The organism is Rubrivivax gelatinosus, from assembly GCF_004340905.1.
GTDB lineage: Bacteria > Pseudomonadota > Gammaproteobacteria > Burkholderiales > Burkholderiaceae_C > Rubrivivax > Rubrivivax gelatinosus.
This window is the reverse complement of sequence record NZ_SLXD01000001.1, coordinates 227032-252065: the sequence shown is the minus strand read 5'-3', so window position 1 is coordinate 252065 and position 25034 is coordinate 227032. Positions and strand designations below refer to the sequence as shown.

Below are 25034 nucleotides of genomic sequence, written 5' to 3'. Positions count from 1 at the left end.
GCCTCCCGGCGGCTCGGGCTGCCGGGCTGCCGCGGCCGGGATGGCCGCCGGTGTGGACGCAGCGACCGGCGCAGCGACCGGCGCTGCGCTTGCGTGCACGGCCGCATCGGCCTGCGGCACGGCGCTGCCGCAGAAAGGGCAGTGTCGAACGGCCGAGTACAGGCGTGCGTTGCAGCTCAGGCAGTTGGCGGGAGGCGCTTGCAAGAAAGGGCTCGCGGATGTTCAGGACAGGGGCGGCGGCATCAGCGGAGGCGGGGTCTGGCCCTGCTGAAGCAGAGGGGCCAGCTCGGCCAGCTGATTCAGGTCCAGCCAGGCCGGCAGGCCCTGGCGCCAGACCTTGGTGCCCGCCAGGGCGATGTGGCCGGACGCCAGCATCTGCGCGATCTGGGCCGCGGTGAAGGGACCGTACTGCGTGCCGTTGACGCCCAGGTGGTACTGGTGCTGTTCGATCGGCACAGGCATGCCGCCCAGCGGCGGCGGCATGGCGCCGGGCATGGGCGGCATGCCCACGACGGCGGCCGGCATCGCGGCCGGGAAGGACGCGCCCGCCAGGCCGCCGGCGGCAGCACGCGGGGCCAGCAGGGCCTCGAGGGCGCCGGGTTTGAGCATCTCCGGCTGGATCATGTACTTCAGGCGCGGTTGCCCGTCCTCGCCAGGCTCTCGCACTTCCCAGTCGTAGGCGTCGGCGTCGGAGTCTCCGATGGGTGCAGCCCAGCGTTTGAGATCGTCCAGCAGCTGCGTGCCGATCTGGCTGATCTCGCGCTCCGTCATGCCCTTGCGCCGGGCGCGCTCGCGCAGCTCCTGCTTGGCCTCGGTGGCGATGGCGCTGGCAAAGCCCTTGCGCACCTGCTCGGCGCCGGTGGCGTCGGATACCAGCTTGGGCGTGTAGACCGCGGTCTCGTAGTAGTCACACAGTGCGGCCAGCGCCGCCAACGGCGCGGCCCCCGCCTCCGCGATCAGCTCCTGGACACGGTTGACGATGGCCTCGCGGTAGGCCACGGGCAGACCGTTCTGGCGGATCGCGCGCTCGTTGCCGATGCGCCGGACGTCTCCACGGGCGACCGCGAACTGGTACTGGCCCGGCGGCACGATGCGCTGCGCCGACCGTGTCAGCACGCCCGTCATCACGGCCAGCAGGAAGTACTTGAAGTCCTCCGCCAGGCGCGCGATCTCGTTCGTGGCCGGTGCGATCGGATGGCTGAACTGGGTCGAGTCGATGTGCGTGTGGGTGGGGCTGCGCTCGGACTCCTTGCGGTAGCTGGTGCGCCAGCCCTCCAGCCCGCGCAGCACCGTCAGCGGCACGCCCGACAGCTCGCAGTAGCAGACGGCCCGCCCGGGAACGCCGGTCTCGACGATCGAGAGCTGGCCCGACGTGATGCCAGCCTGGGTCGGCACGCAGACCTCCAGCTCGTTGTGGTACCTGCGCTTGAACTCCTCGGCGCCGGCCACGCCGATGAAACACTTGTACTGGTCGGCGCGCACCGTGAAGTCGCCGGACAGGTTGGCATCGATCCAGGGCATCGCACAGGCCAGCAGCTTGCGGAAGGCCTCCTGGCGGGCGCTGGGGCTCATCAGCTCCAGCGCTTCGATCAACGGATCGGCCAGCGCGGCGCCGTCCTCGCTGCTGGTGGCCAGGGCCAGCTGCCGCTCGGCCATGCGCTTGACCTTGGCGAGGATCTTCAAGCGGTCCTCGGCCTCGGCCAGCATCGGGAACAGCACGCGCGATCCGCCCAGGTCCTTGAAGGCCTCGTCGGCCCATTCACGCAGCTGCGCGGCACCGGGCATCGGGGTTTCGCGGTCCGGCGCGGGCACGCTGATCAGCGTCGCATGGTCCTTCTTGAGGTCCTGCTGCAGGATGGTGTTGGCGCGCTGAAGCTGCTCCAGCATCGCCAGCACGGCCTCGCGTCCGGCCTGCAGTTCGCCGACCAGCCCGCTCCAGATCGGGCGGCCCTGGGCATCGACGCCGGTCTTGCGGCCCAGCCAGGTCGACAGTTCGTTCATCAGCACCGCCGCTTCATCGGCAGCCTTGGCGCGCAGATGGAACTTGATGCCGTTGGCGATCTCGGTGCGCAGCTGGTCCATCACCATGACGGCCTGCTTCTCGCCGCCGCCGAACAGCCCGCCGCGGGTCTGCTCGAGGTTGGTCAGCAGGCGTTCGAACTCGCGGGTGCGGACCGCCTCCTTGATCTCGCGGTAGCGCTCGGCGTTCAGCGCGAGCGCGGCCAGGATGCCGCTGCCGTTGGCCTCCAGCCGGTCCTTGATCTGCTCGACCAGCGACAGCACGTACTCGAGGCCGCCGAACTCCTTGTTGTCCAGGTAGGCGTAGAGCTGGGTGCGCACCGTCGTCTTGACGCGCTCCAGCACCTCGCGGCGGCGTTTGCTGACGCGGTCCTCGGTGGTGTCGGCGGTGGAGTCCTGGTCGCGCACCGCGTCGCGTTCCAGCAGCTTGACGGCCGCGCGCACCTGCGCCGGCCATTCCTTGCGGTCGAAGCCGTTGCGGATCTCGTCGATGCGGTGGTTGACGCGCTGCTCGACGCCCGCCAGCAGCAGGCCGTTCTTGTCCTGCAGCAGGTCCTCGACGATGAAGAAGTCCTGGAACTCGCCGGAGCTGCGCTTGAGCTCGACGCTCTTGTCGGAGAACTCCGGGAAGTCGCTGAAGACGCAGGGACGCAGGGCCATGTGGTGGGCCATGAACTCGTCGCGCTGCTTGTCGGTCGCGCGGTTGGCGCCCAGGTCGGAGGCGCCGACGCCGAAGAAGGCCTTCAGCATCTCGCCGGCCCAGCGGTGCGTGCGCTCGTCGCGGCGCGCCTCCTGGCGCGTGTCGAGCACCGCCTGGCCCATCGCGGAGTAGCGCTTGGCAAAGGACAGGCGCATGTCCGGGAAGCGGTTCTTGGGCACCAGCGCGTCGAACAGGAAGTTCTTGTGCTGCGCCTGGTTCACCGCGACCGAGCGCTTGCGGCGCGCGAAGTCGCCGGACGCGAAATCCTCGAACAGCGCGTCCGCCACCATGTAATAGACGTCCATGACGTCCTTGGTGTGCTGCTGGGCGAGGTTGCCCGAGTCGATCAGGTAGACCTCGTTGTAGGGCTCGCGCGGCAGCTCGGGCTGGTCGTAGGCGTCCCAGCGGCCCACATAGCCCTTGTTGCCCATCATGGCCGACTCCAGCTCCATCAAGGCCGCGTAGCCGTTGGCTTCGGTGCGGTCCTTGTTGGCGCCGGCATAGCCGGTGGGCAGGAAGAGCATCAGCTCGACATCGGCGTTGCCGACCTCGGTCTTGGCCAGCCAGCGCGCCAGCAGGCCCATGTCGAGGAAGGCGCCCGAACCCGTGCCGCCGGCCACCGAGCCCACCACGACGATGCGGAACTTGCTGGTCTCCATCTTGAGCCCCAGCTGGTTGAGCTGGCGCTCGTGCGACAGGCCGGCCTTCAGCGTCTTCAGCTTCAGCCGGATCTTGTCGCGGATCTTGGCGTACTTGTCGAAGAAGTACAGGCGCGAGATCGCCCGGATCTGCCCGGCGCCCTTGGCCGGGTCGATGCCGAGCTCACGGATCTTCTTGGGCGTCAGCGACAGCCAGTCCTTGATGTGCGGGTAACGCTCCAGCGCATCGTCGTCGCGGCTGTACTTCTCGATGTCGAAGGTCTCGACGATCTTCTCGTCGTCGGTGAACTTGACCAGATCGAACTGCAGGTCCTCGGCCTGGGCCCGGCCACCGTCGATCACGGCGCCGCTGTCCAGGTCGAGTTGGATGAACTGGGCGACGGGGAAATCGCTCAGCTGCTCGACACGCGTGCGGTTGCCGGCACCGCCCCACAGGGCGTTCAGGATCCGGCGCCGCACCCGCATCAGCACCTCCATCCCGGTGCCGCCGACGCCGATGAACAGCGTGGGGCGCAGGTCGATGCTGGTTTCCTGCTTGGGCGCTGCCTCGGCGCCATGGGCGCCGGACTGGTCGATGAGTTTGTCCGCCATGAACTACCTGCCCGTTCTCTAAGCCGTCGGCCTGGTTGCGCTTACTTGCGGCCGGTGGTCAGCATCAGCGCCAGGGCCAGCAGGCCCACGGCGCCGACCGGGCCGAGGATCAGCGGCGTCATGAACTTCGAGGCGTTGACGGCCGACAGCACCACGCCGGTGGACAGGCTGGCCAGCAGCACGAACATCCACCAGCCCGCGGCGTTGGCCTTGTTCGGCGGCACCCGCTTGCCCACCAGCGTGTTGGCATAGGCGTTCTTCGCGAAGAAGAACGCGACGAACAGCACCAGCAGGATGCCGCCGCCGATCAGCAGGTCGCGCGAGGAGGTGTCGGTGCCCACGGGGTAGGCGCCTGCGAGCTGATCGCCCGGCAGGGCCACGGTGGTGCCCGTGCCGGCGGCCGAGGGTGCGGAATCGGTCGGTGCCGGCAGCGTGAAACCGGAGGTGGTCGATTCAGAGTTGGCCATGTCCTTGGGTTCCCATTTCAGAGGTCGTCACGGTAAACAGATGGAAGATCGTTCAGCGGCCGGTCACGCTGAGGCTGCGCCCCTCGGCGACGCGCAGCACCTGCGGCCGCCCCAGCCCGCGCTTGAGCTCGCCGACCGGATTGCCGTCCCCGTCGACGACCGGCAGGGTGCTGAAGGGCTTGAGGACGAAGCTGCGCCTCACGCCATCCACCAGCACTTCATATCGTTTGCTGCTGCGCGCCAGCACCAGGCCGGCCACCATGCTGCCGACGAGCAGCAGCACGCCGCCCATCAGGGCCAGCACCGGGGCCAGCGGGTACTGGATGCGCACCTGCAGCGGGACCTGGGTCTGCGACGCACGCACGCTGTCCGGCGGCGTGAACATCTCGGAGATCGGGTCGCCGGGAAACAGCTCGCGCAGCTGGGCCGTGAAGGCCGCCGAAGGCACGAGTTGCTGATCCGTGAGCGCCATCTCGACCACCATGGGCAGCACGATCTGCTTGCCCATCGCCGCCAGCGCCTGGGCCGACCACGGGGACGGCACCTGCGCCATCGGCAGCGTGAAACTCACCTCCACCGACTGCCGGGCTCCCGGCTCCAGGCCTTCGATGGCGGCGGGAGCCACCGCGATCGGCGTGCGCCCGGCGCCGAGGCCCAGCGCGGCCTGCACCTTGGCCTGGCGGATCACGTAGGGATAGAAGAGGTTCTCCAGCGAGGCCTGCAGCGTGACGGTGGGCACCAGGTCCGCCGCGTCCACGTCGAGCACCAGCGTGGTGTTGTCGCTGGCCAGGCTGACGCGCACGTTGGGCGCGTTCATGACGCGTTCGGGCAGCAGCCGCGCGGCGCCCTGATCGACCGGTTTGAGCCGCGCGGGCGCGTTCGTCAGCACCTTGGACAGCCGGCCCTCGGCCATGATGCGGTCGAGCGCCGCGGCGGCCGGCTGGCCGTAGGCGAGCGCGTAGACCATCAGGCCCTGCGCCGCATACAGCTTGCCGCGCACCGGCATCTTGAGCGGGAACACCAGGGTCTTCGTGATCGACGGCTCCAGGTGCAGCAGGCGGTAGAAGTCGCGGTTGCGCTCGGCCGTCTGGGCGTCGTTGTTGGGGCTGTTCTTGTTGTTCGTGAAGATCCACAGGATGCCCGGCGCGGCCTTGAACGGACCGGTGATCGTCCCGGTGATGGCTTCCTTGAAATCGGTGTCGGCGAGCGCGCCGCCGCTGCCCTTGCGCGCCACGGCCAGCGGCGCCAGCTGGCGCGCCATGTCGGCCGCGCCACGGCTGCTGGCCAGCAGCTGCGGCGAGGCATGGCTGCCGCTGCTCTGGCTGAAGGCCAGCGTGAAGACGGTGTCGTCGGGGCTCGTGGCGGCAGCGGCCACCGCGGCCACCAGCGGCTTCAGCTGGGACGCGGGGTCGGTGTAGAACGGCTCCATCCAGCCGGAGTTCTGCACCAGGAAAGCCTGCTGGATGCCCGCTGCGGTCGCGGGCGCGGCCCAGCTCAAGGCCGTCAGCGCAAGGGCCGACGCCGCACGGCGGAGGAGGTTCGTCAGGCGCGTCATTGCAGGTTCCAGCCGTCCAGCCTGTTCGACAGGGGGTGATAGGCCCACAGCCGCGCTTCGTGCACGAAGAAGCGCAGCCGCCAGGGCTCGGCGACCGACAGGCAGTAGAAGGCGGTCTGCGTGGTGTCGTCGTCCAGCACCAGCTCGACACGCATGCGCTCGCTGGACTGCAGCACATGGGCCAGGCCCTCGGTGGTGGCCAGCTTCACGCCGAGCACGGCAGCGCTGGGACTCGACTCGAGCAGCGGCAGCACCACCGCATTCGTGGCGCTGTCGTCTCCATGCTCGGGCTCCAGCCAGGGTGCGCTGCGGAACCTGGAGGCGAAGCGGAAATTGAAGCTGCCGGTGCACAGGCGCGGCGCCGTGGTGGTCTCGCGCTCCGGTTGTTCGACGCCCAGCTGCAGGTAGACGTAGCTGTCGGCGCGCGTGTCGAAGCACAGCTGCCACAGGCTGCCATCGCGTGACAGGAACGGGCTGCCGAACTCGAACGCGGGTTGCAGACCCTGTGGCCAGGCCAGGAAGCTCCCCTGGATGGCGCCGCTCGCCTGCTTGCGCAGCACCAGCTGGCCGGCCGCAGCAGGCCAGATCGCCAGACGGCCGTCTGCCAGCGGCGCCTGCAGGGCGCCGGTCTCCAGCGGCCCGTCCGGCAGTTCGACCACCGCGCCAGGCCTGCCTTGCAGGCTGGCGCTGACGAAACGCAGCATGCCGGCCTTGCTGCGCAGCGGCGCCCAGACCTGTTCACCGAACTGGACGGGCGCGCCGACGGCGGCATCCTGACCGTGGTACTGCGCCTGGAAGCTGAGTCCGACGGCGTCGGGCTGAATGCAGGCCAGGCCCTCTTCGGTGGGCAGGAACAGCAGGCTGCTCGAACCGGCCTGGCTGAGCTCGCAGCGCCAGGCCGCACGCGCCAGTCGAGACACGGCCAGAAGACCGCCGCCGTCGTGCTCCAGCGGCTCCCAGCGCTGCGATGCGGGCAGCCAGGCGTACAGCGTGCCTTTGCTCGGATCGAGCGCCAGCAGCGCCGGCGTTCGGGTGCCGGCCGCCACCGAGAAGAACTCGTAGTCGCCCGGAGGTGGCAGAGGCTGGCTCGCATCCGGCTCGGCTTCGGGGCGCCGCTCGTTGCGGCGGCTCAGCACGATGCTGCTGTTGCTCTGACGCAGCCCGCCGACCACGCGGGCCGCACGCGGGGCCAGCGGGCTCGCGCCGAAGGGGGGCACCCAGGGGGCGCCGGGCGCTGCCGTTGCGGGGCGTCGCAACGGGGCGCCGCTGTCGACGCAGAAACGGAACTCCGGGGGCTGCAGGCCGCTCTGGGGGCCTGACTCGAGACCGGCGTTCAGCCAGCAGGCCAGATCGGCCTGACTCAGTGCCGGCGATGGGGCGTTCCCCTGTGCCGTCCTGTGCAGCACGAAGCCCCCGCCTTCGTCCCGCGGCGCCCAAAGACCAGAGGCAAGAGACCATAGCCCCGCCGATTCCTCACCGGCAGCCTTGCCCGCTGATGCTCCGCCCATATGGTGCTTGTGACGCTGACTGACTGATCGGCTTTGGATGGTAAAGCAGGCACAAGGCTGTCGAAGAGCCTGTGCACGTGACGCTAGGTCGCGAAGAGGACCCGCCAGTCGGGCACCCGGTGCGAGGTGCGGACGCCGTACGACGCCGGCCGAAGTTCATGTTAGCCGCGATCGTGCTCGTTTGTCGTGTCGGCGCCGGGCCGAACACCTAGGGAAGCGGGGCCGGGTTCGACGGCTGCGCGATGGGGAGAGAGCGCTGGGGGCAGGCCTCTTGCCAAGCGGTGCACCGCGGCACCACAGTCCGGCCAACTGCCGCAGCCCGCCACGTGATGAACGTCTTGCCGCCGCCGCCGCGCCGGCCCCAGACGGCCACGCCGAACGCCCGTGGCGCTGGCGCGTCCGCGGCTGACAGGCGTTCTACCCGGCCCGCTCATGGCGCGGCTGTTGTTCCATCGGGCCGACAGGCCCCGCACACAGGAGTTCACGAATGGCATGGCTGCTGCTCTTCGTCGCCGGTCTTCTCGAAGTCGGCTGGGCGATCGGCCTGAAGTACACGGAGGGGTTCACGCGACCGCTGCCGAGCGTGCTGACGCTGGCGGCGATGACCGGCAGCGTGCTGCTGCTGGGCCTGGCGATGAAGGTGCTGCCGGTGGGCACGGCCTACGCGGTCTGGGTGGGCGTCGGCGCGGTCGGCACGGCCATACTCGGCATCGTGCTGTTCGGCGAGGCGGCGTCGGCGGGGCGCATCGCCAGCCTCGCGCTGATCGTCGCCGGCATCGTCGGGCTCAAGCTGGCCAGCCCGCACTGAGACCAGGCGGCGCATACCGCCGCCGGTACGGTCGCTGCCACCTGCAGGCCCTGGAGGACTGCCGATGACATCCGCCCACGACCTCGTCGTCGCCGCCAAGTCGCGCATCCACGAAGTCTCGACGGACCTGGCCGAGGCCGCGGTCGCACATGCCGACGTGCTGCTCGACGTGCGCGAAGCCGACGAATTCGCCGCCGGCCATCTGCCCGGCGCACCGCCAGCGCCGCCCGGGTCCAGCACCGCGGCTTCGTGCGTCTCGTCGCACCCGACGATGCTGCAGTTCTGCTGGACGGGCGTGACGGGGACGGTTCGGTACTGGAGCGGGGCGAGCGGGATTCGACCAGGAACGGCCGCAGGCCGGGGTCAGCGCGCGACGATGCCGACCGGCGACTGTCCGCCGGTGCTGATCGTCGCCAGCGCGCCCAGCGCGCCGCTGGTGCTCACCGAGAATTCCGAGACCGTGCCGTCGCCGGCGTTGCTGACGTAGAGGTAGGCGTCGTCGGGCGTGATCGCGATGCCCGAGGGCGTGCTGCCGGTGGCCACGGTGCGGGTCGCCATCGGCGTCAGCGTGCCGCCGGACACGAGGAACTGCGACACCGTGGCCGAGCCGGCGTTGGCGACGTAGGCCCGGGTGCCGGTGGAGGTCAGCGCGATCGCGCGCGGCGTCGTGCCGGTGCTCTGGCTGCTGTTGTAGGTCAGCATGCCGGTGCTGCTGTCGATCGTGTAGCTCAGCACCTTGGCGCTGTCGGCCAGCGTGACGAAGAGGTAGCCGCCGCCCGGCGCGACCGCCAGGCCCTGGGGCTTGCTGCCGCGGCTGGCCACGCTGACCGTCGGCGTGCTCAGTGCCTTCAGCGCGCCGTTGCTGCCCACCGAGTACATCGAGATCGTGTCGCCACTGGCGTTGGCGACGTAGGCGAAGGCACCGTCGGGCGTGATCGCCATCGCGTACGGCGACAACCCCGCGCTCACCGACGCCGTCGACAGCGCCGTGGGCTTGCCGCTGCTGGCCAGGCTGAACTGCGAGACGCTGGCGCCGCCGTAGTTGACCGAGTACAGCGTCGACTCGTCGGGCGACAGGGCGAGCGCGTAGCCGAAGGTGGCCGCCTCGGCGCTGGCGCTGGCGACGCTCAGCGCGCCGCTGCTGTCGATGTCCAGCACGGTCAGCAACTCGTCGTCGCGGTAGTTCAGCCAGGCGCGGCTGCCGTTGCGGTTGACCACCAGCGCCGAGGGCGCGTAGCTCACGCCGAGGCTCGCCGTGCTCAGCGCGGACAGCGTGCCGGTGCTGCCGACGGCGAACTGCGACAGCGTGTTGCTGGCGCTGTTGGCCACGTAGACGCGGTAGTCGCGGCAGCTGACGACGACGCTGGAGACGTCGGCGCTGGCGCTGCCGCTGCCGTTGCTGACCTGGCAGGTCTGGCCCGAGGGCTGGGCGCTGATCGTCACCTTGTAGCTGCCGCTGACCGTGTCGTCGAAGCTGAAGCTGCTGGCGCCGGAGGCCACGGCCAGCGTGTCGCTGCCATTGGCCAGCACCAGGCCCTCGGTGTCCAGGCCGCTGATCGTGCCGCCCAGCGTGTAGCTGTCCGAGCTGCTGCTGCCGCCGCCGCCGCAGGCGGCCAGCAGGCCGGCCGCGAGCAGCGCGGCGGGCAGTGCAAGGTGAAAGCGATGGGTCTGGAGGCGGAGGCTCATGCTGACGGCGTTGTTGTTGTCTGGAGGGACGGTTTGCCGCAGTTTGCCAGCGGCAGGTGCCGGGAAAGCCTCGAGACGGGCCGGTTCTGCCCTGCTTTACCTGGCGACGGCATGGCCGTCTCCGGCTCGGCATCGGTTTCATGCGATCGTGTTTGCATACCGGCGTGGGTATAGTGCGAATCCGTCTTCAACCCTTCCGGACCCTCCCGATGAAAACCGCCCACGACCTCGTCGTCACCGCCAAGTCGCGCATCCACGAAGTCTCGACGGACCTGGCCGAGGCCGCGATCGCGCGTGCCGACGTGCTGCTCGACGTGCGCGAGGCCGACGAGTACGCCGCCGGCCATCTGCCCGGCGCGCTGCACGTCTCGCGCGGCATGCTGGAGTTCAAGCTGAGCGCCACGCCGGCGCTGGCCGAGCGCGGCCTGAAGGTCGTGCTGTACTGCAAGAGCAGCGGCCGCGCCGCGCTGGCCGCGGTGGCGATGCAGGAGATGGGTTACACCGACGTCGTCTCTATCGCCGGCGGCTATGACGCCTGGGTCGCGGCGGGCAAGCCGGTCGAGCGCCCGCAGACGCCGGCCTTCGACTGATCAGCCGCCGCCGGCGAGCGCCTGCACGCCGAGGTTGACGCCCAGGCCGCCTGCGGCCAGCCACAGCGCCAGCAGCGCCGCCAGCGCCAGCGGCCGGGCGCCGGCGCGGCGCAGGGCCGAGACGTGCGTCGTCAGCCCCAGCGCCGCCATCGCCGCGGCCAGCAGCGCGGCGTCGACGGCCAGCAGCGTGTCCACCAGCGCCGGCGGCAGCGCCAGCAGCGGGTGCAGCAGCACCACGGCGACGAACCCGAGCGCGAACCAGGGCACGGTGATGCGGCCGGTGCCGCCATCGCCGCGGCGCGCGTCCCAGGCCGACAGCAGCAGCAGGAAGGGCGCGAGCAGCATCACACGCGCCAGCTTGGCCACCACCGCGGCGTCGGCCGCGCTCTCGCCCGCCGGGCGCGCCGCGGCGACGACCTGCGCCACCTCGTGCACCGTCGAACCGACGTAGAGCCCGAAGCTCGCCGCGTCCAGGCCCAGCAGCGGATAGGCCAGCGGGTAGGCGAACATCGCCAGCGTGCCGAAGACGACGACGGTGGACACCGCCACCGCCACCTCGTCGGCGCGGCCACGCAGCACCGGCGCGCAGGCCATCACCGCGGCGGCGCCGCAGATCGAGCTGCCGGCGCCGATCAGCACCGTCGTGCGGTGGTCCAGGCCGAAGACACGCCGGCCCAGCGCATACGCCAGCACGAAGGTCGTGCCGACCATCAGCAGGTCGATGACGAGGCCGCTGGCGCCCAGCGCGCCCAGGTCGGCCAGCCCCAGCCGCAGCCCGTAGAGCACGATGCCCCAGCGCAGCAGGCGTTGCTTGGCGAACTCGATGCCGGGCCCGGTGGCCGCGCGGCGTGCCGCCGGCGCGTGGCCGACGGCGATGCCGAGCACGATGGCCAGCGTCAGCGCACCCAGGCCGTGGGCCGCGAAGCCCGGCAGGGCGGCCAGCGCCGTGGCCGCGGCGGCGATGGCTGCGGCCAGCGCCAGCCCGGGCAGCAGCGCGCGCATCGAAGACGAGGGGAGGGCAGGCGACACGGGGCGCATCGTGCGCCGCGCCGAGTGATCTGAAAAACGAGTTGTTTGCGTATGATCGATCGACCCAGCAACTCGATTGAACCATGCGTTTCACGCTGCGCCAGCTGGAAGTGCTGCTCGCGGTGGCCGACTGCGGCAGCACCGCGGCGGCCGGCGAACGGGTCGCGCTGTCGCAGTCGGCGACCAGCGCCGCGCTCGGCGAGCTGGAGTCGCTGCTGGGCACGCGGCTGTTCGACCGTGTCGGCCGCCGGCTGCTGCTCAACGAACGCGGCCGCGCCGTGCTGCCCGAGCTGCGCGAGGCGCTGGACCGCCTGCACCGGCTGGAGCGCCAGTTCACCGGCGGCGAAGCCGGGCCACCGCTGGCGCTGCGCCTGGGCGCCAGCCGCACCGTCGGCAACTACCTCGTGCCGGCGCTGCTGGCGCGGCTGCTGCGCCAGCGGCCCGACGCGCAGGTCACGCTGCGCATCGACAACACCCGCGCCATCGCCGCCGCCGCAGCGCGGCTGGAGCTGGACCTGGCGCTGGTCGAAGGCCATTGCAGCGAGCCCGAACTCGCCGTCGAACGCTGGTCCGAAGACCGGCTGCTGCTCGTCGCCGCGGCCGACGACCCGCTGGCCGCCCCCGGCCGGCGGCTGGACTGCGACGAACTGCGCCAGGCCCGCTGGCTGCTGCGCGAACCGGGCTCGGGCACACGCGAGGCCGTCGAGCAGGCGCTGCTGCCGCGGCTGGACCACTTCGCGCGCACGCTGCAGTTCGACACCAACGAGGCGCTGCTGCAGGGCGTGGCCGCCGGGCTGGGCATCAGCTGCCTGAGCTCGCTGGCCGTGGCCGACGCGCTGGCGCTGGGCCGCGTCCGGCTGCTGGACGGCGGGCTGCCGCCCATCGTGCGGCCGCTGTACCTCGTGCAGCACCGCGCGCGCACGCTGTCGCCGGCGCTGCGCGCGTGGCTCGCGCCGCCGGGCTGATCAGTGCGGCGTGTCGCCGCGGCGCGCGCGGGCGGCGGCCAGCGCCGCGGCCAGGCGCGCTTCGGCGTCGGCGGCGTCCACCGGCTTGGGCGGCGGCGCCCGGCGCGCGGCACGGCGCGCGGCGACGATGGCGCTGACGACGATGACCGCGAACAGCGCCACCGAGGCCGCGTTCAGCGCCGAGCCCAGCGCCTTCAGGCCGGCGTGCTCGGCGCCGCCGAACAGCCGCAGCGCCAGCGACGCCTGCAGCGCCACCACCGGCACGTAGAAGCGGGCGCCGAAACGCAGCTTGACCTTGGCGACCGCCGGCAGGATCACCGGCGCGTGGCCCATCACCATGCTGAAGACGAAACCCAGGCCCAGCGCGTGCAGCGCCATGTCGCGCCCGGGGCAGCCGAGCGCCGTGCCCATCCAGGCCAGCCCGCCGACGACGAGCCAGGCGTAACCCGACAGCAGGCACAGCGCCATGTAGCGCGGCAGGCCCGGCGCGCGCACCGTGCGCCGCGCGACGTCGTAGAGCGCGAACCAGACGCCCAGCGCGCTCAGCGCCAGGCCGTAGAGCACGCCGCCGGCCGCCGGCTGCCAGGCCGACCCCAGCGCGCCGGCCAGCAGCGCCGCGACGATGCCCAGCAGCGCCGGTTCGGCAGCCGGTTTGCGCGGCGCGAAGCGCGTCATCTCCAGCCGCTCGGCGCCCACCGTCAGCACGAGGAACACGAACCACCAGACCGGCGCGTCGGCGCCGCGGCCGGCGGCGAACAAGGCGTTGCCGGCCAGCCAGGCCCCCGCGGCCAGTGCCAGCAGCCGGGTGTGTGTCATCGCCTGGCGCTTGAGCAGCAGCGCGTGCACGGCGACGAACACCGCCGCGCCGGCCAGCGACAGCGCCGCCGCCAGCGCGGTGGCCCCGCCCAGCAGCGCCAGCGCCCCGGCGCCCGACAGCGCCGGTGCCGCGAAAGCCCAGCGCACGCGCGCCGCGACCGCCCGTTCGATGGCGATCACGGTGCCGAAGAAACCCGACAGCATCAGCGCCGCGTGGAACACCGCCGCACGGCCGAAGACCGCCGCGCCGGCGTCGCTGCCCAGCAGCACCTCGCCGACACCCACGCGCAGCAGCCCGCCGATCACCGCCGAGACGAGCACGGTGACGACGGCGGCGGCGACCAGCGGGCGCAGGGATTTCATCGCAGCCTCACCAACCCATGAATTGGCGTGCGGCAGGGCTCATGCGCTCCGGCGTCCACTCCGGCGTCCAGGTCAGCTCCAGGTCCACCGCCCAGCCGGCCGGCAGCAGCTGCATCAGCTCGCTCTCGACGTCGTCGGCGATCGAGTCGGCCAGCGGGCAGGCGGCCGAGGTCGTGGTCAGCAGGATCGCGGCGATGCGGTCCTGCAGCCGCACACCGTAGACCAGGCCGACGTCGACGATGCTCAGCGCGATCTCCGGGTCGACGACCCGGGCCAGCGCCTCGAGCACCGGCTCGCGCCACTCGGGCGGGCCTTCGTAGGGAATGCGGGCGAAGGCCGCGGCACGGCTGTCGTTCATGCGCAGGCCTGCAGTTCGCGGACCTCGCGCCGGCGCTGCGCCAGCAGCGGGCGCAGGCCGACGACGCTTCCGATGACGATCAGCGCCGGCGTGCGCACCTTCTGCAGCGCCGCCAGGATCGGCAGCGTCGTCACGGTGCCGGTGAGGCAGCGTTCGTCGGGCATCGTCGCGCGTTCGACGATCGCCGCCGGCGTGTCGGCCGCCAGGCCGTGGGCGACGAGTTCGCGGCAGATGATCGGCAGCGTGCCGACCCCCATGTAGATCACCAGCGTCTGCCGCGGCCGCGCCAGCGCCTCCCAGTCCAGGTCGACGGCCTGGCGGTCGGCGCGCAGATGGCCGGTGGCGAAGACCAGCGCGCCGGCGTGGTCGCGGTGGGTCAGCGGGATGCCGGCGCTGGCACCGGCGCCCTGCGCGGCGCTCAGGCCCGGGATGACGTCGAAGGGCACGCCGGCCTCGGCCAGCGCCAGCGCCTCCTCGCCGCCGCGGCCGAAGATGTAGCCGTCGCCGCCCTTGAGCCGCACGAGTGATCGGCCGCTGCGCGCCAGGCGCAGCATCAGCTCGATGATCTGCTCCTGCGGCAGCGCATGCCGCGAGGCCTGCTTGCCGACGTACAGCCGCTCGGCCGTGGGCGGCGCCAGCGCCAGGACCTCCTCGCTGACCAGCGCGTCGTAGAGCAGCAGCGACGCGCGCTGCAGCGCCTTCGCGCCCTTGAGCGTCAGCAGCTCCGGGTCACCCGGGCCGGCGCCCAGCAGCGTCACGTGCCCGCAGCGCGACGGGTCGGCCAGCAGGTAGGGCGCCTCGGTGAAATCTGTCATGCCGAACTCCTTGCCGGTGTGTCGCGATGTGGGGCCATTGTCGAAATGCGGTGGCGGCAGCGTCCTTGAACCAGTTTAAGGACGCCCCGGCAGCCGCTGCCGACCATGCGTTCCACGGAAGCGGCACGGCCGCGCCCGCGTTACGCCGCCGGTCTTGCTGCCGGCCGCGACCTGCCGAGAAAGAAGGAGAGAACATGATCCGCAAGACCACGGTCGCAGGCGCTGCCGCGCTGACGGCCCTGCTGGCGTCCGCCGGCGCGATGGCCCAGGGCGCGGCGTCGGCCGCCGCCGACACCCACGGCACCCTGCCGCCGGCGCAGCAGAGTTACCAGGGCGCACCGTCGCCGCTGGCCCACGAGCCGATGCACCAGAGCACGAACCCCAAGGCCCCGGCGATGACCGAGGCCGAGTTCGAGCTTGGCCGCAAGACGTATTTCGAGCGCTGCGCCGGCTGCCACGGCGTGCTGCGCAAGGGCGCCACCGGCAAGCCGCTGACGCCGGACATCACGCTGGCCAAGGGCACCGACTACCTGAAGGTCTTCATCTCCTACGGCAGCCCCGCCGGCATGCCGAACTGGCTGACCTCGGGCGAGCTCGACGAGAAGACCGTCGACATCATGGCGCGCTACATCCAGCAGGAGCCGCCGCAGCCGCCCGAGTTCGGTCTCGCGCAGATGAAGCAGACCTGGAAGGTGCTCGTCCCGCCCGAGAAGCGGCCGACGAGGAAGATGAACAAGTTCAACATCGACAACATCTTCTCGACGACGCTGCGCGACGCCGGCGAGATCGCGCTGATCGACGGCGACAGCAAGCAGATCATCAGCGTCATCAAGACCGGCTACGCGGTGCACATCTCGCGCACCTCGGCCTCGGGCCGCTACCTGTTCGTCATCGGCCGCGACGCCAAGATCAACATGATCGACCTGTGGATGGAGCACCCGGAGACGGTGGCCGAGATCCGCGTCGGCCTGGAGGCGCGTTCGGTCGAGACCTCCAAGTACAAGGGCTACGAGGACAAGCTGGCCGTGGCCGGCACCTACTGGCCGCCGCAGTTCACGATCATGGACGGCGACACGCTGGAGCCGAAGAAGATCGTCGCCACACGCGGCATGGTCGTCGGCACGCAGGAGTACCACCCCGAGCCGCGTGTCGCGTCGATCGTCGCGTCGCACTACAAGCCCGAGTTCATCGTCAACGTCAAGGAGACGGGCAAGACCTTGATGGTCGACTACTCCAACCTCGACGCGCTGAAGATGACCGAGATCGGCTCGGCCCCCTTCCTGCACGACGGCGGCTGGGACGCCAGCAAACGCTACTTCATGGTGGCGGCCAACCAGAGCAACAAGATCACCGTCATCGACGCCAAGCAAGGCAAGCTGGCGGCCATCGTCGACGTCGGCAAGATCCCGCACCCGGGCCGCGGCGCCAACTTCGTGCACCCGACCTTCGGCCCCGTCTGGGCCACCGGCCACCTGGGCGACGAGACGATCTCGCTGATCGGCACCGACCCGGTCAAGCACAAGCCCTACGCCTTCAAGGAAGTCGCCAAGCTCACCGGCCAGGGCGGCGGCTCGCTGTTCCTGAAGAGCCATCCGAAGTCGCAGCACCTGTACGTCGACACGCCGCTGAACCCCGACCCGGCGCTGTCGCAGTCGATCGCGGTCTACGACGTGAAGAACCTCGACAAGGGCTTCACCGTGCTGCCGATCGCGCAGTGGGCGGGCCTGGGCGACGACGGCGCCAAGCGTGTCGTGCAGCCGGAGTTCAACAAGGCCGGTGACGAGGTCTGGTTCTCGGTCTGGTCGGCCAAGAACAAGCAGAGCGCGCTGGTCGTCGTCGACGACAGGACGCTGAAGCTGAAGGCCGTCATCAAGGACCCGCGGCTGATCACGCCGACCGGTCACTTCAACATCTTCAACACGCAACACGACATCTATTGATGTCGCGCACCGGGGGCGGCACCGGCACCGCTCCCGGCCTCCTCATCACCGAAAGGACTCCCATGAAGAAGACCCTGCTGGTCGCGCTCGGCCTCGCGTTCGCGAGTGCCGGTGCGCTGGCCGCGCCCGAGGACGCGCTGAACAAGGCCGCGTGCATGGCCTGCCACACCAAGGACAAGAAGCTCGTCGGCCCGTCGTTCAAGGACATCGCGACCAAGTACAAGGGCCAGGACGTCAACGCCAAGCTCTTCGACAAGGTGCGCAAGGGCGGATCGGGCAGCTTCGGCCCGATCCCGATGTCGCCCAACCCGCCGGAGAAGATTTCCGACGCCGACCTCAAGGAGGTCATCGCGTGGATCCTCAAGCAAGGCTGAGGCGGCGCCGGTGGGCGGCCGTCGTGCTGACGACGGCGGCCGCTACCGCCTTGGCCGCCGAACCCGCGCCCGAGCGCCAGCAGCAGCTGGTGCGTGTGGTGCGGCAGGACTGCGGCTCGTGCCACGGCATGCGGCTGGCCGGCGGCCTCGGCCCCGCGCTGACGCCGCTGGCCCTGGCCGACAAACCCGTCGACGGCCTGGCCGCGACGATCTTCCACGGACGCCCCGGCACGCCGATGCCGCCCTGGCGCGCGATGCTCGACGAGGGCGAGGCGCGCTGGATCGCCGAACGGCTGCTCACAGGCTTCCCCGAACTGCCCGCCTCCCGATGAAACGCCGCGACCTGCTCGCCGCGCTCGCGCTGCCGCCGCTGGCCGCGCTCGTGCCCGGCTGCGCCCAGACGCCCGCCCTGCGCGGCACCGGTGACCTCGGCCTCGTCGTCGAACGTGCCGCCGGCTCCGTCGTCGTCGTCGACACCAGCGCCCGCAGCGTGCTCGGCCGCGTCGGCGGCCTCGGCGACCTGTCGCATGCCTCGGCGGTGTTCTCGCGCGACGGCCGCCATGCCTACGTCTTCGGCCGCGACGGCGGCCTCAGCAAGGTCGACCTGCTCGAGCGCCGCATCGCCGGCCGCGTGATGCAGGCCGGCAACTCGATCGGCGGCGCGATCAGCGCCGACGGCACGCTGGTCGCGGCGCAGAACTACACGCCCGGCGGCATCAAGGTCTTCGACGCCGCGACGCTGGCGCTTGTCGCCGACGTGCCGGCCGAAGTCGCGCCCGGCCAGCGCTCGCGCGTCGTCGGCCTCGTCGACCTGCCGGGCCGGCGTTTCGCCTACAGCCTGTTCGACGCCGACGCGATCTGGATCACCGACTGCAGCGACCCCGCCGCGCCGAAGACGACCAAGCTCGGCGGCATCGGCCGCCAGCCCTACGACGCGCTCGTCACGCCCGACGGCCGCCACTACGTCGCCGGCCTGTTCGGCGAGGACGGCCTGGCGCTGGTCGACCTCTGGGCCGAGCCGCTGCGCCCGCGCAAGGTGCTGTCGGGCTACGGCCGCGGCCAGGGGCCGCTGCCGGTCTACAAGATGCCGCATCTGCGTGGCTGGGCCGTCGCCGGGCGGCGCGCCTATTTGCCGGCCATCGGCCGCCACGAGGTGCTGGTCGTCGACACCGGGAGCTGGCAGGAAGTCGGCCGCATCGCGGTCGCCGGTCAGCCGGTGTTCGTGATGGCGCGGCCCGACGGCCGCCAGGTCTGGGTCAACTTCGCCGTGCCCGACTACGACCGCGTGCAGGTCATCGACACGCTGTCGAACCAGGTCGTGCAAACGTTCTCGCCGGGCAAGGCGGTGCTGCACCTGGAGTTCACGCCGCGCGGCGACGCGGTCTGGATCAGCAGCCGCGACGACCACCGCGTCAGCGTCGTCGACACCACGCGCTTCACGACGCTGGCGACGCTGGCCGTCGACTCGCCGAGCGGCATCTTCTTCACCTCGCGCGCCCACCGGGTCGGGTTCTAGGCATGGACGGCACCGACCTGCTCAACCCCTGGCAGCAGCGTTTCCCGCTCGAACGCACGCCGTTCGCGACGATCGCCGCGGCCTCCGGCCGGCCGGCGCCCGAGCTGCTGGCGGCCTTCCGCGACGCGCAGCGCCGCGGCGCGCTGTCGCGCATCGGTGGTGTCTTCGGCCCCGGTGCCGGCGGCGCCGGGCTGCTGGTCGCGATGGCCGTGCCGCCGGCGCGGCTGGACGCGGTCGCGGCCCTCGTCTCGGCCGAGCCGCAGGTCAACCACAACTACGAGCGCGAGCACACGCTGAACCTCTGGTTCGTCGTCAATGCCGCCGACGCCGCGGCGGTCGAGGCGGTCGTCGCGCGCCTGGAACGCTGTACCGGCCTGGCCGCGCTGCGCCTGCCGCTGCTGCGCCCCTACCGCATCGACCTCGGCTTCGACCTGCGTGCGCGCACCGCGCCCGAGGCGATGGCGCCGCAGCGCCGCGCCCCGGCGGTGCCCGCTGTCGACCGGCCGCTGGCCGCGCTCGTCGAACAAGGCCTGCCGCTGGTGCCGCGGCCTTACGACCTCTGGGCGCGTGAGCTCGGCCGCGAGCCCGAGGCCGTGCTCGCCACGCTGGGCGGCTGGCTGAGCGACGGCACCTTGAAACGTTTCGGCGCCATCGTGCGCCACCACGAGCTGGGTTTCGCCGCCAACGCGATGGCCGTGTTCGACCTGCCCGACACCGAGGTCGACACGCGCGGTGACGCGCTGGCGCAGGTGCCCGGCGTCACGCTGGCCTACCGCCGCGCGCGTGGCGAAGGCTGGCCCTTCAACCTGTACTGCATGGTGCACGGCCGCGACCGCGACGCGGTGCAGGACGTGCTCGAGCGTGCCGCCGTCGCCGCCGGGCTGCAGCAGGCCCCGCGTTCGGTGCTGTTCTCGTGCCGGCGTTTCAAGCAGACCGGTGCCTCGCGTTTCGGCGCCCCCGTCCTGGAGTCCGCGCATGCTCACGCCTGAGGACCTGCGGCTGATCGATCGCCTGCACGGCGGCCTGCCGCTCAGCGACCGGCCCTTCGCCGAGCTCGCCGCCGAACTTGGCTGCAGCGAGTACACGCTGATCGAGCGTGTGCACGGCTGGCTGACGGCCGGCGTGCTGACACGTTTCGGCCCGCTGTTCCAGATCGAACGCGCCGGCGGGCGTTTCGTGCTCGCCGCCGTCGCCGTGCCCGAGGACCGTTTCGACGCCGTCGCCGCGATCGTCAACGCGCTGCCCGAGGTGGCGCACAACTACCGCCGCGAGCATGCGCTGAACATGTGGTTCGTCGTCGCCGCCGAGACCCCCGCCGCGGCCGACGCCGCGATCGCGCGCATCGAAGCCGAGACCGGCCTGCCGGTGCTCGCCTTCCCGAAGGAGCGCGAGTTCTTCGTCGAGCTTCGCCTGCCGCTGGTGGATGCCGCCGCGGCGCTGGAGACCGAGGAGGCCGACGATGCCGCTTGACGCCTTCGACCGCGAGCTGATCGCCGCCACGCAGGGCGGGCTGCCGCTGGTGCCGCGGCCTTACGAAGCCGTCGGCGCGATGCTCGGCGTGCCGGGCGAACGTGTGCGCGAACGCCTGGCGCAGATGCTCGAGCAGGGCCTGGTGCGCCGCATCGGCGCCGTGCCCAACCACTACGCGCTGGGTTTCACCGCCAACGGCATGAGCGTCTGGGACGTCGCCGACGACCAGGTCGACACGCTCGGCGAACGCATCGGCGCGCTGGCCGGCGTCAGCCACTGCTACCGCCGCCCGCGCCACCGGCCGGTGTGGCCCTACAACCTGTTCGCGATGCTGCACGGCCGCAGCCGCGCCGAAGTCGAGGCCCAGGCCCGCGAGGTCGAAACGCTGCTCGGCAGCGCCTGCCGCGGCCACGACATCCTTTATTCCACCGCGATCCTGAAGAAGACCGGGTTGCGGATATGAGCTCCGGTGCCTCGCGCCGCTCTGCCTTGCCCCCTCTCCCGCGCGCGGGAGAGGGCCGGGGTGAGGGTGGTGTGCGCCGCGAGCCCTCACCCCCACCCTCTCCCGCAGGCGGGAGAGGGAGCAAGCGAGAAAGCGCAACACCATGTCTCAAGAAGACCGGGTTGCGGATATGAGCTCCGGTGCCTCGTGCCGCTCTGCCTTGCCCCCTCTCCCGCGCGCGGGAGAGGGCCGGGGTGAGGGTGGTGGTGCGCCGCGAGCCCTCACCCCCACCCTCTCCCGCAGGCGGGAGAGGGAGCAAGCGAGAAAGCCCCAACACCATGTTCCGCATCAGCCAGTACCTGCGTGAACTCGACGCCGCGATCCGCACCGGCGCCTGGCCGGCGGTGCGCACGCCGCGTCCCTCGGGCCCGGTCGTCATCTGGAACCTGATCCGGCGCTGCAACCTGACCTGCAAACACTGCTACGCGCTGTCGGCCGACCACGACTACGCCGGCGAGCTGAGTCACGCCGAGGTCGTCACGGTGATGGACGACCTGCAGGCCTACCAGGTGCCGGTGCTGATCCTCTCCGGCGGCGAGCCGCTGATGCGCCCGGACCTGTTCGAGATCGCCGCCCGGTCCAAGGCCATGCGCTTCTACACCGGCCTGTCGACCAACGGCACGCTGATCGACGAGGCCTGCGCCGACCGCATCGCCGCCACCGGCTTCGACTACGTCGGCATCAGCCTGGACGGGCTCAAGGCCACGCACGACAAGTTCCGCCGCCTCGAAGGTGCCTTCGACCGCAGCCTGGCCGCCGTGCGCCTGCTGCGTGCACGCGGCGTCAAGGTCGGCCTGCGCTTCACGATGACGGCGCTGAACCAGCAGGACCTGCCGGCGCTGCTGGCGCTGATGCGCGAGGAGCAGGTCGACAAGTTCTATTTCTCGCACCTGAACTACGCCGGCCGCGGCAACATCCACCGCGGCAAGGACGCGTTGTTTGCCGCCACGCGCCAGGCGATGGAACTGCTGTTCGAACGCGCCTGGCAGAGCGTGCAGCAAGGCCGCGACGAGGACTACGTCACCGGCAACAACGACGCCGACGGTCCCTTCCTGCTGCAGTGGGCCGCCGCGCGCTGGCCCGAGTGGGCCGAGGCGCTGCGCGAGCGCCTCGTCGCCTGGGGCGGCAACTCCAGCGGCGTCAACGTCGCCAACATCGACAACCTCGGCAACGTGCACCCCGACACGATGTGGTGGCACCACTCGCTGGGCAACGTGCGCGAGCGGCCGTTCTCGGCGATCTGGAGCGACACCAGCGACCCGCTGATGGCCGGCCTGAAGGCGCACCCGCGCCCGGTCGGCGGCCGCTGCGCCGGTTGCCGCCACTTCGCGATCTGCGGCGGCAACACGCGGGTGCGTGCCCAGCAGCTCACCGGCGACGCCTGGGCCGAAGACCCGGGCTGCTACCTCGACGACGAGGAGATCGGCCTGGCCGCCGGCGCCGACGCGGCGCGTGTCGCGCTGGCGCCCTTCGGCCGCCGGGAGGCCCAACATGCGTAAACGCGCGCTGAAACTGCTGCTGGCCGCGGCCGTCGTCTGGGCCGGCTGGGACGTCGCGCTGGCACAGCCGGTGGCCGAACCGGCCGCCCCGGCGCTGTACACGACACACTGCGCCGCCTGCCACGGCGCCCAGCGCACCGGCGGCATGGGCCCGGCGCTGCTGCCCGAGAGCCTGGAGCGCCTGCGCCCGGCCGAAGCGCGCAAGGTCATCGCCCAGGGCCGGCCGGCGACGCAGATGGCGGGTTTCGCGGCCACGCTGAGCGCCGCCGAGATCGACGCGCTGGCCGCCTGGGTCTACCAGCCGGTGAACCCGGCGCCGGCCTGGAGCGAGGCCGACATCCGCGCCTCGCGCGAAGAGACGCCGGGTGCTGCGAAGCTGCCGGCCAAACCGGTGTGGCGTGCCGACCCGATGAACCTCTTCGTCGTCGTCGAAGGCGGCGACCACCACGTCTCGCTGGTCGACGGCGACCGCTTCGAGGTGATCCACCGCTTCGCCAGCCGTTACGCGCTGCATGGCGGGCCCAAGTTCACGCCCGACGGGCGCTACGTCTATTTCGGCAGCCGCGACGGCTGGATCACGAAGTACGACCTCTGGAACCTGACGGTGGTGGCCGAGGTGCGGGCGGGCCTGAACATGCGCAACATCGCCGTCAGCGGCGACGGCCGCTGGGTGATGGCGGCCAACTACCTGCCCAAGACCGTCGCGCTGTTCGACGCCGACCTGAAGCTCGTGAAGACGATCCCGGCGCAGACGCTGGACGGCAAAGCCGCGTCACGTGTCTCGGCGGTGTACGACGCCGCGCCGCGCAAGAGCTTCGTCGTCGCGATGAAGGACATCCCCGAGGTCTGGGAGATCAGCTACGACCCGAAGGCCGAGCCGATCCACGACGGCCTGGTGCACGACTACAAGATGGGCGAGGCGATCGCCAGACCCGGCTTCCAGAACCCGCGCCGCACCGTGCTCGACGAGCCGCTGGACGACTTCTTCTTCGACCAGGGCTACCGCCACGTGCTGGGCGCCACGCGGCCCAAGGCCGACGGGCAGGGCGCCAGCGCGCAGGTCGTCAACCTCGACATCCGGCGCAAGGTGGCCGAGCTGCCGATCGCCGGCATGCCGCACCTGGGCTCGGGCATCACCTTCGGATGGAACGGCACGACGGTGCTCGCCAGCCCCAACCTCAAGGGCGGCGCGATCGACGTCATCGACATGAAGACCTGGAAGCCGGTGAAGACGATTCCGACGCCGGGCCCCGGCTTCTTCATGCGCAGCCACGAGGCCACGCCCTATGCCTGGGCCGACTCGATGATGAGCCCGACGGCCCGGGACACGCTGACGCTGATCGACAAGGCGACGCTCTCGCCGGTGGCGACGATCCGCGAGCCCGGCCGGACGCTGGCGCACATCGAGTTCACCAAGGACGGCCGCTACGCGCTGGCCAGCGTCTGGGAGCTGGACGGCGCGCTCGTCGTCTACGACGCCAGGACGCTGAAGGAAGTGAAGCGCCTGCCGATGAGCAAGCCGGTCGGCAAGTACAACGTGTGGAACAAGATCACGCGCTCGGAGGGCACTTCCCACTGACCGCACTGACCGCCCTGACGTCGCGGCCGCTGACGGCGTAGACCGTCGCCGCGCCCAGCAGCGCCGCCAGCAGCCACAGCGTCGTGGCCAGCGGCCAGTGCGCGGTGGCCTGCGCCAGCCACGGGCCGACGCTGGCGCCGACGAACAGCACGAAGGTGTAGAGCGCCACCGCCAGGCCGCGTGCCGGCGCGTCGGCCAGCCCCGCCACGCGGGCGATCAGGCTGGGCACGCTGAAGCCCAGCCCGGCGGCGAACAGCACGCTGGCGGCCAGCAGCTCCAGCGGGTGCTCAGGGCCCGCCGCGGCGCAGGCCGCCATGCCCGCGCTCGCCAGGCCCAGGCCCAGCGCCACCAGGCGCCGCGCGCCGAGCTTCGGCATCAGGACGGCGGCGGCCAGCGGCATCAGAAAGCCCGGCAGCGCCACGGCCCGTGCGGCCAGCGGCGTGATGCCCAGCGCCTGCAAGGCGCTGCCGGCCTGGGCGTCCAGCGCCAGATAGAAGGCGACGAAACACATCAGCAGCAGCAGCGCCGGCGCGTAGACGCGCCGCAGGCGGGTGTCGGCCAGCAGCGCCCCCAGCGGCCGGTAGACGGCCAGCCAGCGGTCCGGGCGCGCTGCCGGCCGCGGGTCGGCCGGCGTCAGCGCCAGTGCGCCCGCCGTCGCCGCGTACACCAGCGCCAGCGGCAGCATCGCCACCCCCAGGCCCCAGCGCCCGGCGACCGCGCCGCCGTAGATCTGGCCCAGCAGGCCGGCCGACAGGAAGGCCGTGCTCAGCCCGGCCACCGCCCAGCTGCGCTGCCGGGCGCTGCCGCGCTCGGCCAGGTAGGCGATGACGACCGGCGGGAAGGCCGCTGCGGCGAAACCCTGCAGCGCACGCCCGGCCATCAGCAGCGGTGCGGCATGGCTCCAGGCGACGCTGGCGCTCAGCAGGGCCAGCGCCCCCAGCCCCCAGACCATCACCTGGCGCCGGCCCAGGCGGTCGGACAGCGGCCCGAACACCAGGAAGCCGGCCGCATAGGCCAGGCCGAAGGCGCCGGCCGCGCCGGCGGCGACGCCGGGCGCCACGTCGAGTTCCTGCGCCAGCTGCGCCAGGATGGGCAGCGGCACGTAGAGCTGCGAGACGACCGCCAGCGCACACAAGGTCAGCAGCAGGCGCAGCGGTGTCGAGGGCTGGTGGAGCGTGATGGTTGGGTTCATGGCTGAAAGACAGTTGGCTACATATTGGGTGTT

22 protein-coding genes and 1 pseudogene are annotated in these 25034 nt (G+C 71.5%); 13 read left to right on the top strand and 10 right to left on the bottom strand.

The window, feature by feature from the left end; genetic code table 11:
- Positions 1-222: 222 nt before the first annotated feature.
- The 4 genes from EV684_RS01155 to EV684_RS01140 are packed head-to-tail and all read right to left on the bottom strand — an operon-like array spanning position 223 to position 7208.
- Complete coding sequence (locus EV684_RS01155; protein WP_132644365.1) at positions 223-3969, bottom strand: tubulin-like doman-containing protein; 3747 nt, start codon at positions 3967-3969, stop codon at positions 223-225.
- Positions 3970-4010: 41 nt separating this feature from the next.
- Positions 4011-4436, bottom strand: coding sequence for a hypothetical protein (locus tag EV684_RS01150; RefSeq protein WP_132644364.1), 426 nt, complete (start codon positions 4434-4436; stop codon positions 4011-4013).
- Positions 4437-4488: 52 nt separating this feature from the next.
- Positions 4489-5991, bottom strand: coding sequence for a hypothetical protein (locus EV684_RS01145; RefSeq protein ID WP_242478665.1), 1503 nt, complete (start codon positions 5989-5991; stop codon positions 4489-4491).
- The gene (locus EV684_RS01140; RefSeq protein WP_165908355.1) at positions 5988-7208 is read right to left on the bottom strand and encodes a hypothetical protein; all 1221 of its coding nucleotides are present in this window, start codon (positions 7206-7208) and stop codon (positions 5988-5990) included. The genes EV684_RS01145 and EV684_RS01140 overlap by 4 nt, the downstream gene beginning before the upstream one ends.
- Positions 7209-7986: 778 nt before the next feature.
- Between EV684_RS01140 and sugE the strand changes: the two genes are divergently transcribed.
- On the top strand, positions 7987-8307 hold the full coding sequence (gene sugE, locus EV684_RS01130) for a quaternary ammonium compound efflux SMR transporter SugE (RefSeq protein WP_132644361.1): 321 nt from the start codon (positions 7987-7989) through the stop codon (positions 8305-8307).
- 64 nt (positions 8308-8371) lie between these two features.
- The gene (locus tag EV684_RS24240; protein ID WP_242478666.1) at positions 8372-8794 is read left to right on the top strand and encodes a rhodanese-like domain-containing protein; all 423 of its coding nucleotides are present in this window, start codon (positions 8372-8374) and stop codon (positions 8792-8794) included.
- Here EV684_RS24240 and EV684_RS01120 read toward each other — a convergent pair.
- Positions 8752-9993 (bottom strand): annotated as a pseudogene (locus tag EV684_RS01120) (lactonase family protein); the annotation flags it as partial. The gene EV684_RS24240 and the pseudogene EV684_RS01120 overlap by 43 nt on opposite strands.
- 209 nt (positions 9994-10202) lie before the next feature.
- On the opposite strand from EV684_RS01120, the gene EV684_RS01115 reads away from it, so the two are divergent.
- Positions 10203-10583, top strand: coding sequence for a rhodanese-like domain-containing protein (locus tag EV684_RS01115; RefSeq protein ID WP_132644359.1), 381 nt, complete (start codon positions 10203-10205; stop codon positions 10581-10583).
- Here EV684_RS01115 and EV684_RS01110 read toward each other — a convergent pair whose 3' ends face one another.
- The gene (locus EV684_RS01110; protein WP_132644358.1) at positions 10584-11621 is read right to left on the bottom strand and encodes a YeiH family protein; all 1038 of its coding nucleotides are present in this window, start codon (positions 11619-11621) and stop codon (positions 10584-10586) included.
- A gap of 74 nt (positions 11622-11695) precedes the next feature.
- Between EV684_RS01110 and EV684_RS01105 the strand changes: the two genes are divergently transcribed.
- Positions 11696-12577, top strand: coding sequence for a LysR substrate-binding domain-containing protein (locus EV684_RS01105; protein WP_132644357.1), 882 nt, complete (start codon positions 11696-11698; stop codon positions 12575-12577).
- Here EV684_RS01105 and EV684_RS01100 read toward each other — a convergent pair whose 3' ends face one another.
- From EV684_RS01100 to cobA, 3 genes are read right to left on the bottom strand one after another with little or no spacing between them, the layout of a single operon-like run.
- On the bottom strand, positions 12578-13756 hold the full coding sequence (locus EV684_RS01100; RefSeq protein ID WP_132644356.1) for a hypothetical protein: 1179 nt from the start codon (positions 13754-13756) through the stop codon (positions 12578-12580). It lies immediately after the preceding gene.
- Between the two features lie 7 nt (positions 13757-13763).
- Positions 13764-14114 carry a metal-sulfur cluster assembly factor gene (locus tag EV684_RS01095; RefSeq protein WP_132644355.1) on the bottom strand — a complete coding sequence of 117 codons (351 nt, stop codon included), beginning with the start codon at positions 14112-14114 and terminating at the stop codon, positions 13764-13766.
- Positions 14111-14929, bottom strand: coding sequence for a uroporphyrinogen-III C-methyltransferase (gene cobA / locus EV684_RS01090; protein WP_132644354.1), 819 nt, complete (start codon positions 14927-14929; stop codon positions 14111-14113). The genes EV684_RS01095 and cobA overlap by 4 nt, the downstream gene beginning before the upstream one ends.
- A 194-nt stretch (positions 14930-15123) precedes the next feature.
- On the opposite strand from cobA, the gene EV684_RS01085 reads away from it, so the two are divergent.
- The 9 genes from EV684_RS01085 to EV684_RS01045 all read left to right on the top strand — a co-directional run bounded on the left by EV684_RS01085 (position 15124) and on the right by EV684_RS01045 (position 23809).
- A complete protein-coding gene (locus tag EV684_RS01085) occupies positions 15124-16869 on the top strand; it encodes a nitrite reductase (protein WP_132644353.1) in 1746 nt (581 codons plus the stop codon).
- 62 nt (positions 16870-16931) lie between these two features.
- A complete protein-coding gene (locus tag EV684_RS01080; RefSeq protein ID WP_132644352.1) occupies positions 16932-17243 on the top strand; it encodes a c-type cytochrome in 312 nt (103 codons plus the stop codon).
- 23 nt (positions 17244-17266) lie between these two features.
- A complete protein-coding gene (locus tag EV684_RS01075) occupies positions 17267-17575 on the top strand; it encodes a c-type cytochrome (RefSeq protein ID WP_375138609.1) in 309 nt (102 codons plus the stop codon).
- On the top strand, positions 17572-18759 hold the full coding sequence (locus EV684_RS01070; protein WP_132644351.1) for a cytochrome D1 domain-containing protein: 1188 nt from the start codon (positions 17572-17574) through the stop codon (positions 18757-18759). Before EV684_RS01075 ends, EV684_RS01070 begins: the two co-directional genes overlap by 4 nt.
- Positions 18760-18761: 2 nt before the next feature.
- Positions 18762-19748, top strand: a complete 987-nt coding sequence (ahbB, locus tag EV684_RS01065) for a siroheme decarboxylase subunit beta (RefSeq protein ID WP_132644350.1) — start codon at positions 18762-18764, stop codon at positions 19746-19748.
- Positions 19735-20229, top strand: a complete 495-nt coding sequence (locus EV684_RS01060; protein WP_132644349.1) for an Lrp/AsnC family transcriptional regulator — start codon at positions 19735-19737, stop codon at positions 20227-20229. Before ahbB (EV684_RS01065) ends, EV684_RS01060 begins: the two co-directional genes overlap by 14 nt.
- Positions 20219-20692 (top strand): siroheme decarboxylase subunit beta, encoded by a 474-nt coding sequence (gene ahbB / locus EV684_RS01055; protein ID WP_132644348.1) that lies wholly within the window; start codon positions 20219-20221, stop codon positions 20690-20692. The genes EV684_RS01060 and ahbB (EV684_RS01055) overlap by 11 nt, the downstream gene beginning before the upstream one ends.
- 317 nt (positions 20693-21009) lie before the next feature.
- Complete coding sequence (gene nirJ / locus EV684_RS01050) at positions 21010-22230, top strand: heme d1 biosynthesis radical SAM protein NirJ (protein ID WP_132644347.1); 1221 nt, start codon at positions 21010-21012, stop codon at positions 22228-22230.
- On the top strand, positions 22223-23809 hold the full coding sequence (locus tag EV684_RS01045) for a nitrite reductase (protein WP_132644346.1): 1587 nt from the start codon (positions 22223-22225) through the stop codon (positions 23807-23809). The genes nirJ and EV684_RS01045 overlap by 8 nt, the downstream gene beginning before the upstream one ends.
- On the opposite strand, the gene EV684_RS01040 is transcribed toward EV684_RS01045, so the two are convergent.
- A complete protein-coding gene (locus EV684_RS01040) occupies positions 23781-25001 on the bottom strand; it encodes an MFS transporter (RefSeq protein WP_132644345.1) in 1221 nt (406 codons plus the stop codon). The two genes, EV684_RS01045 and EV684_RS01040, sit on opposite strands and share 29 nt — an antisense overlap.
- Positions 25002-25034: the final 33 nt, after the last annotated feature.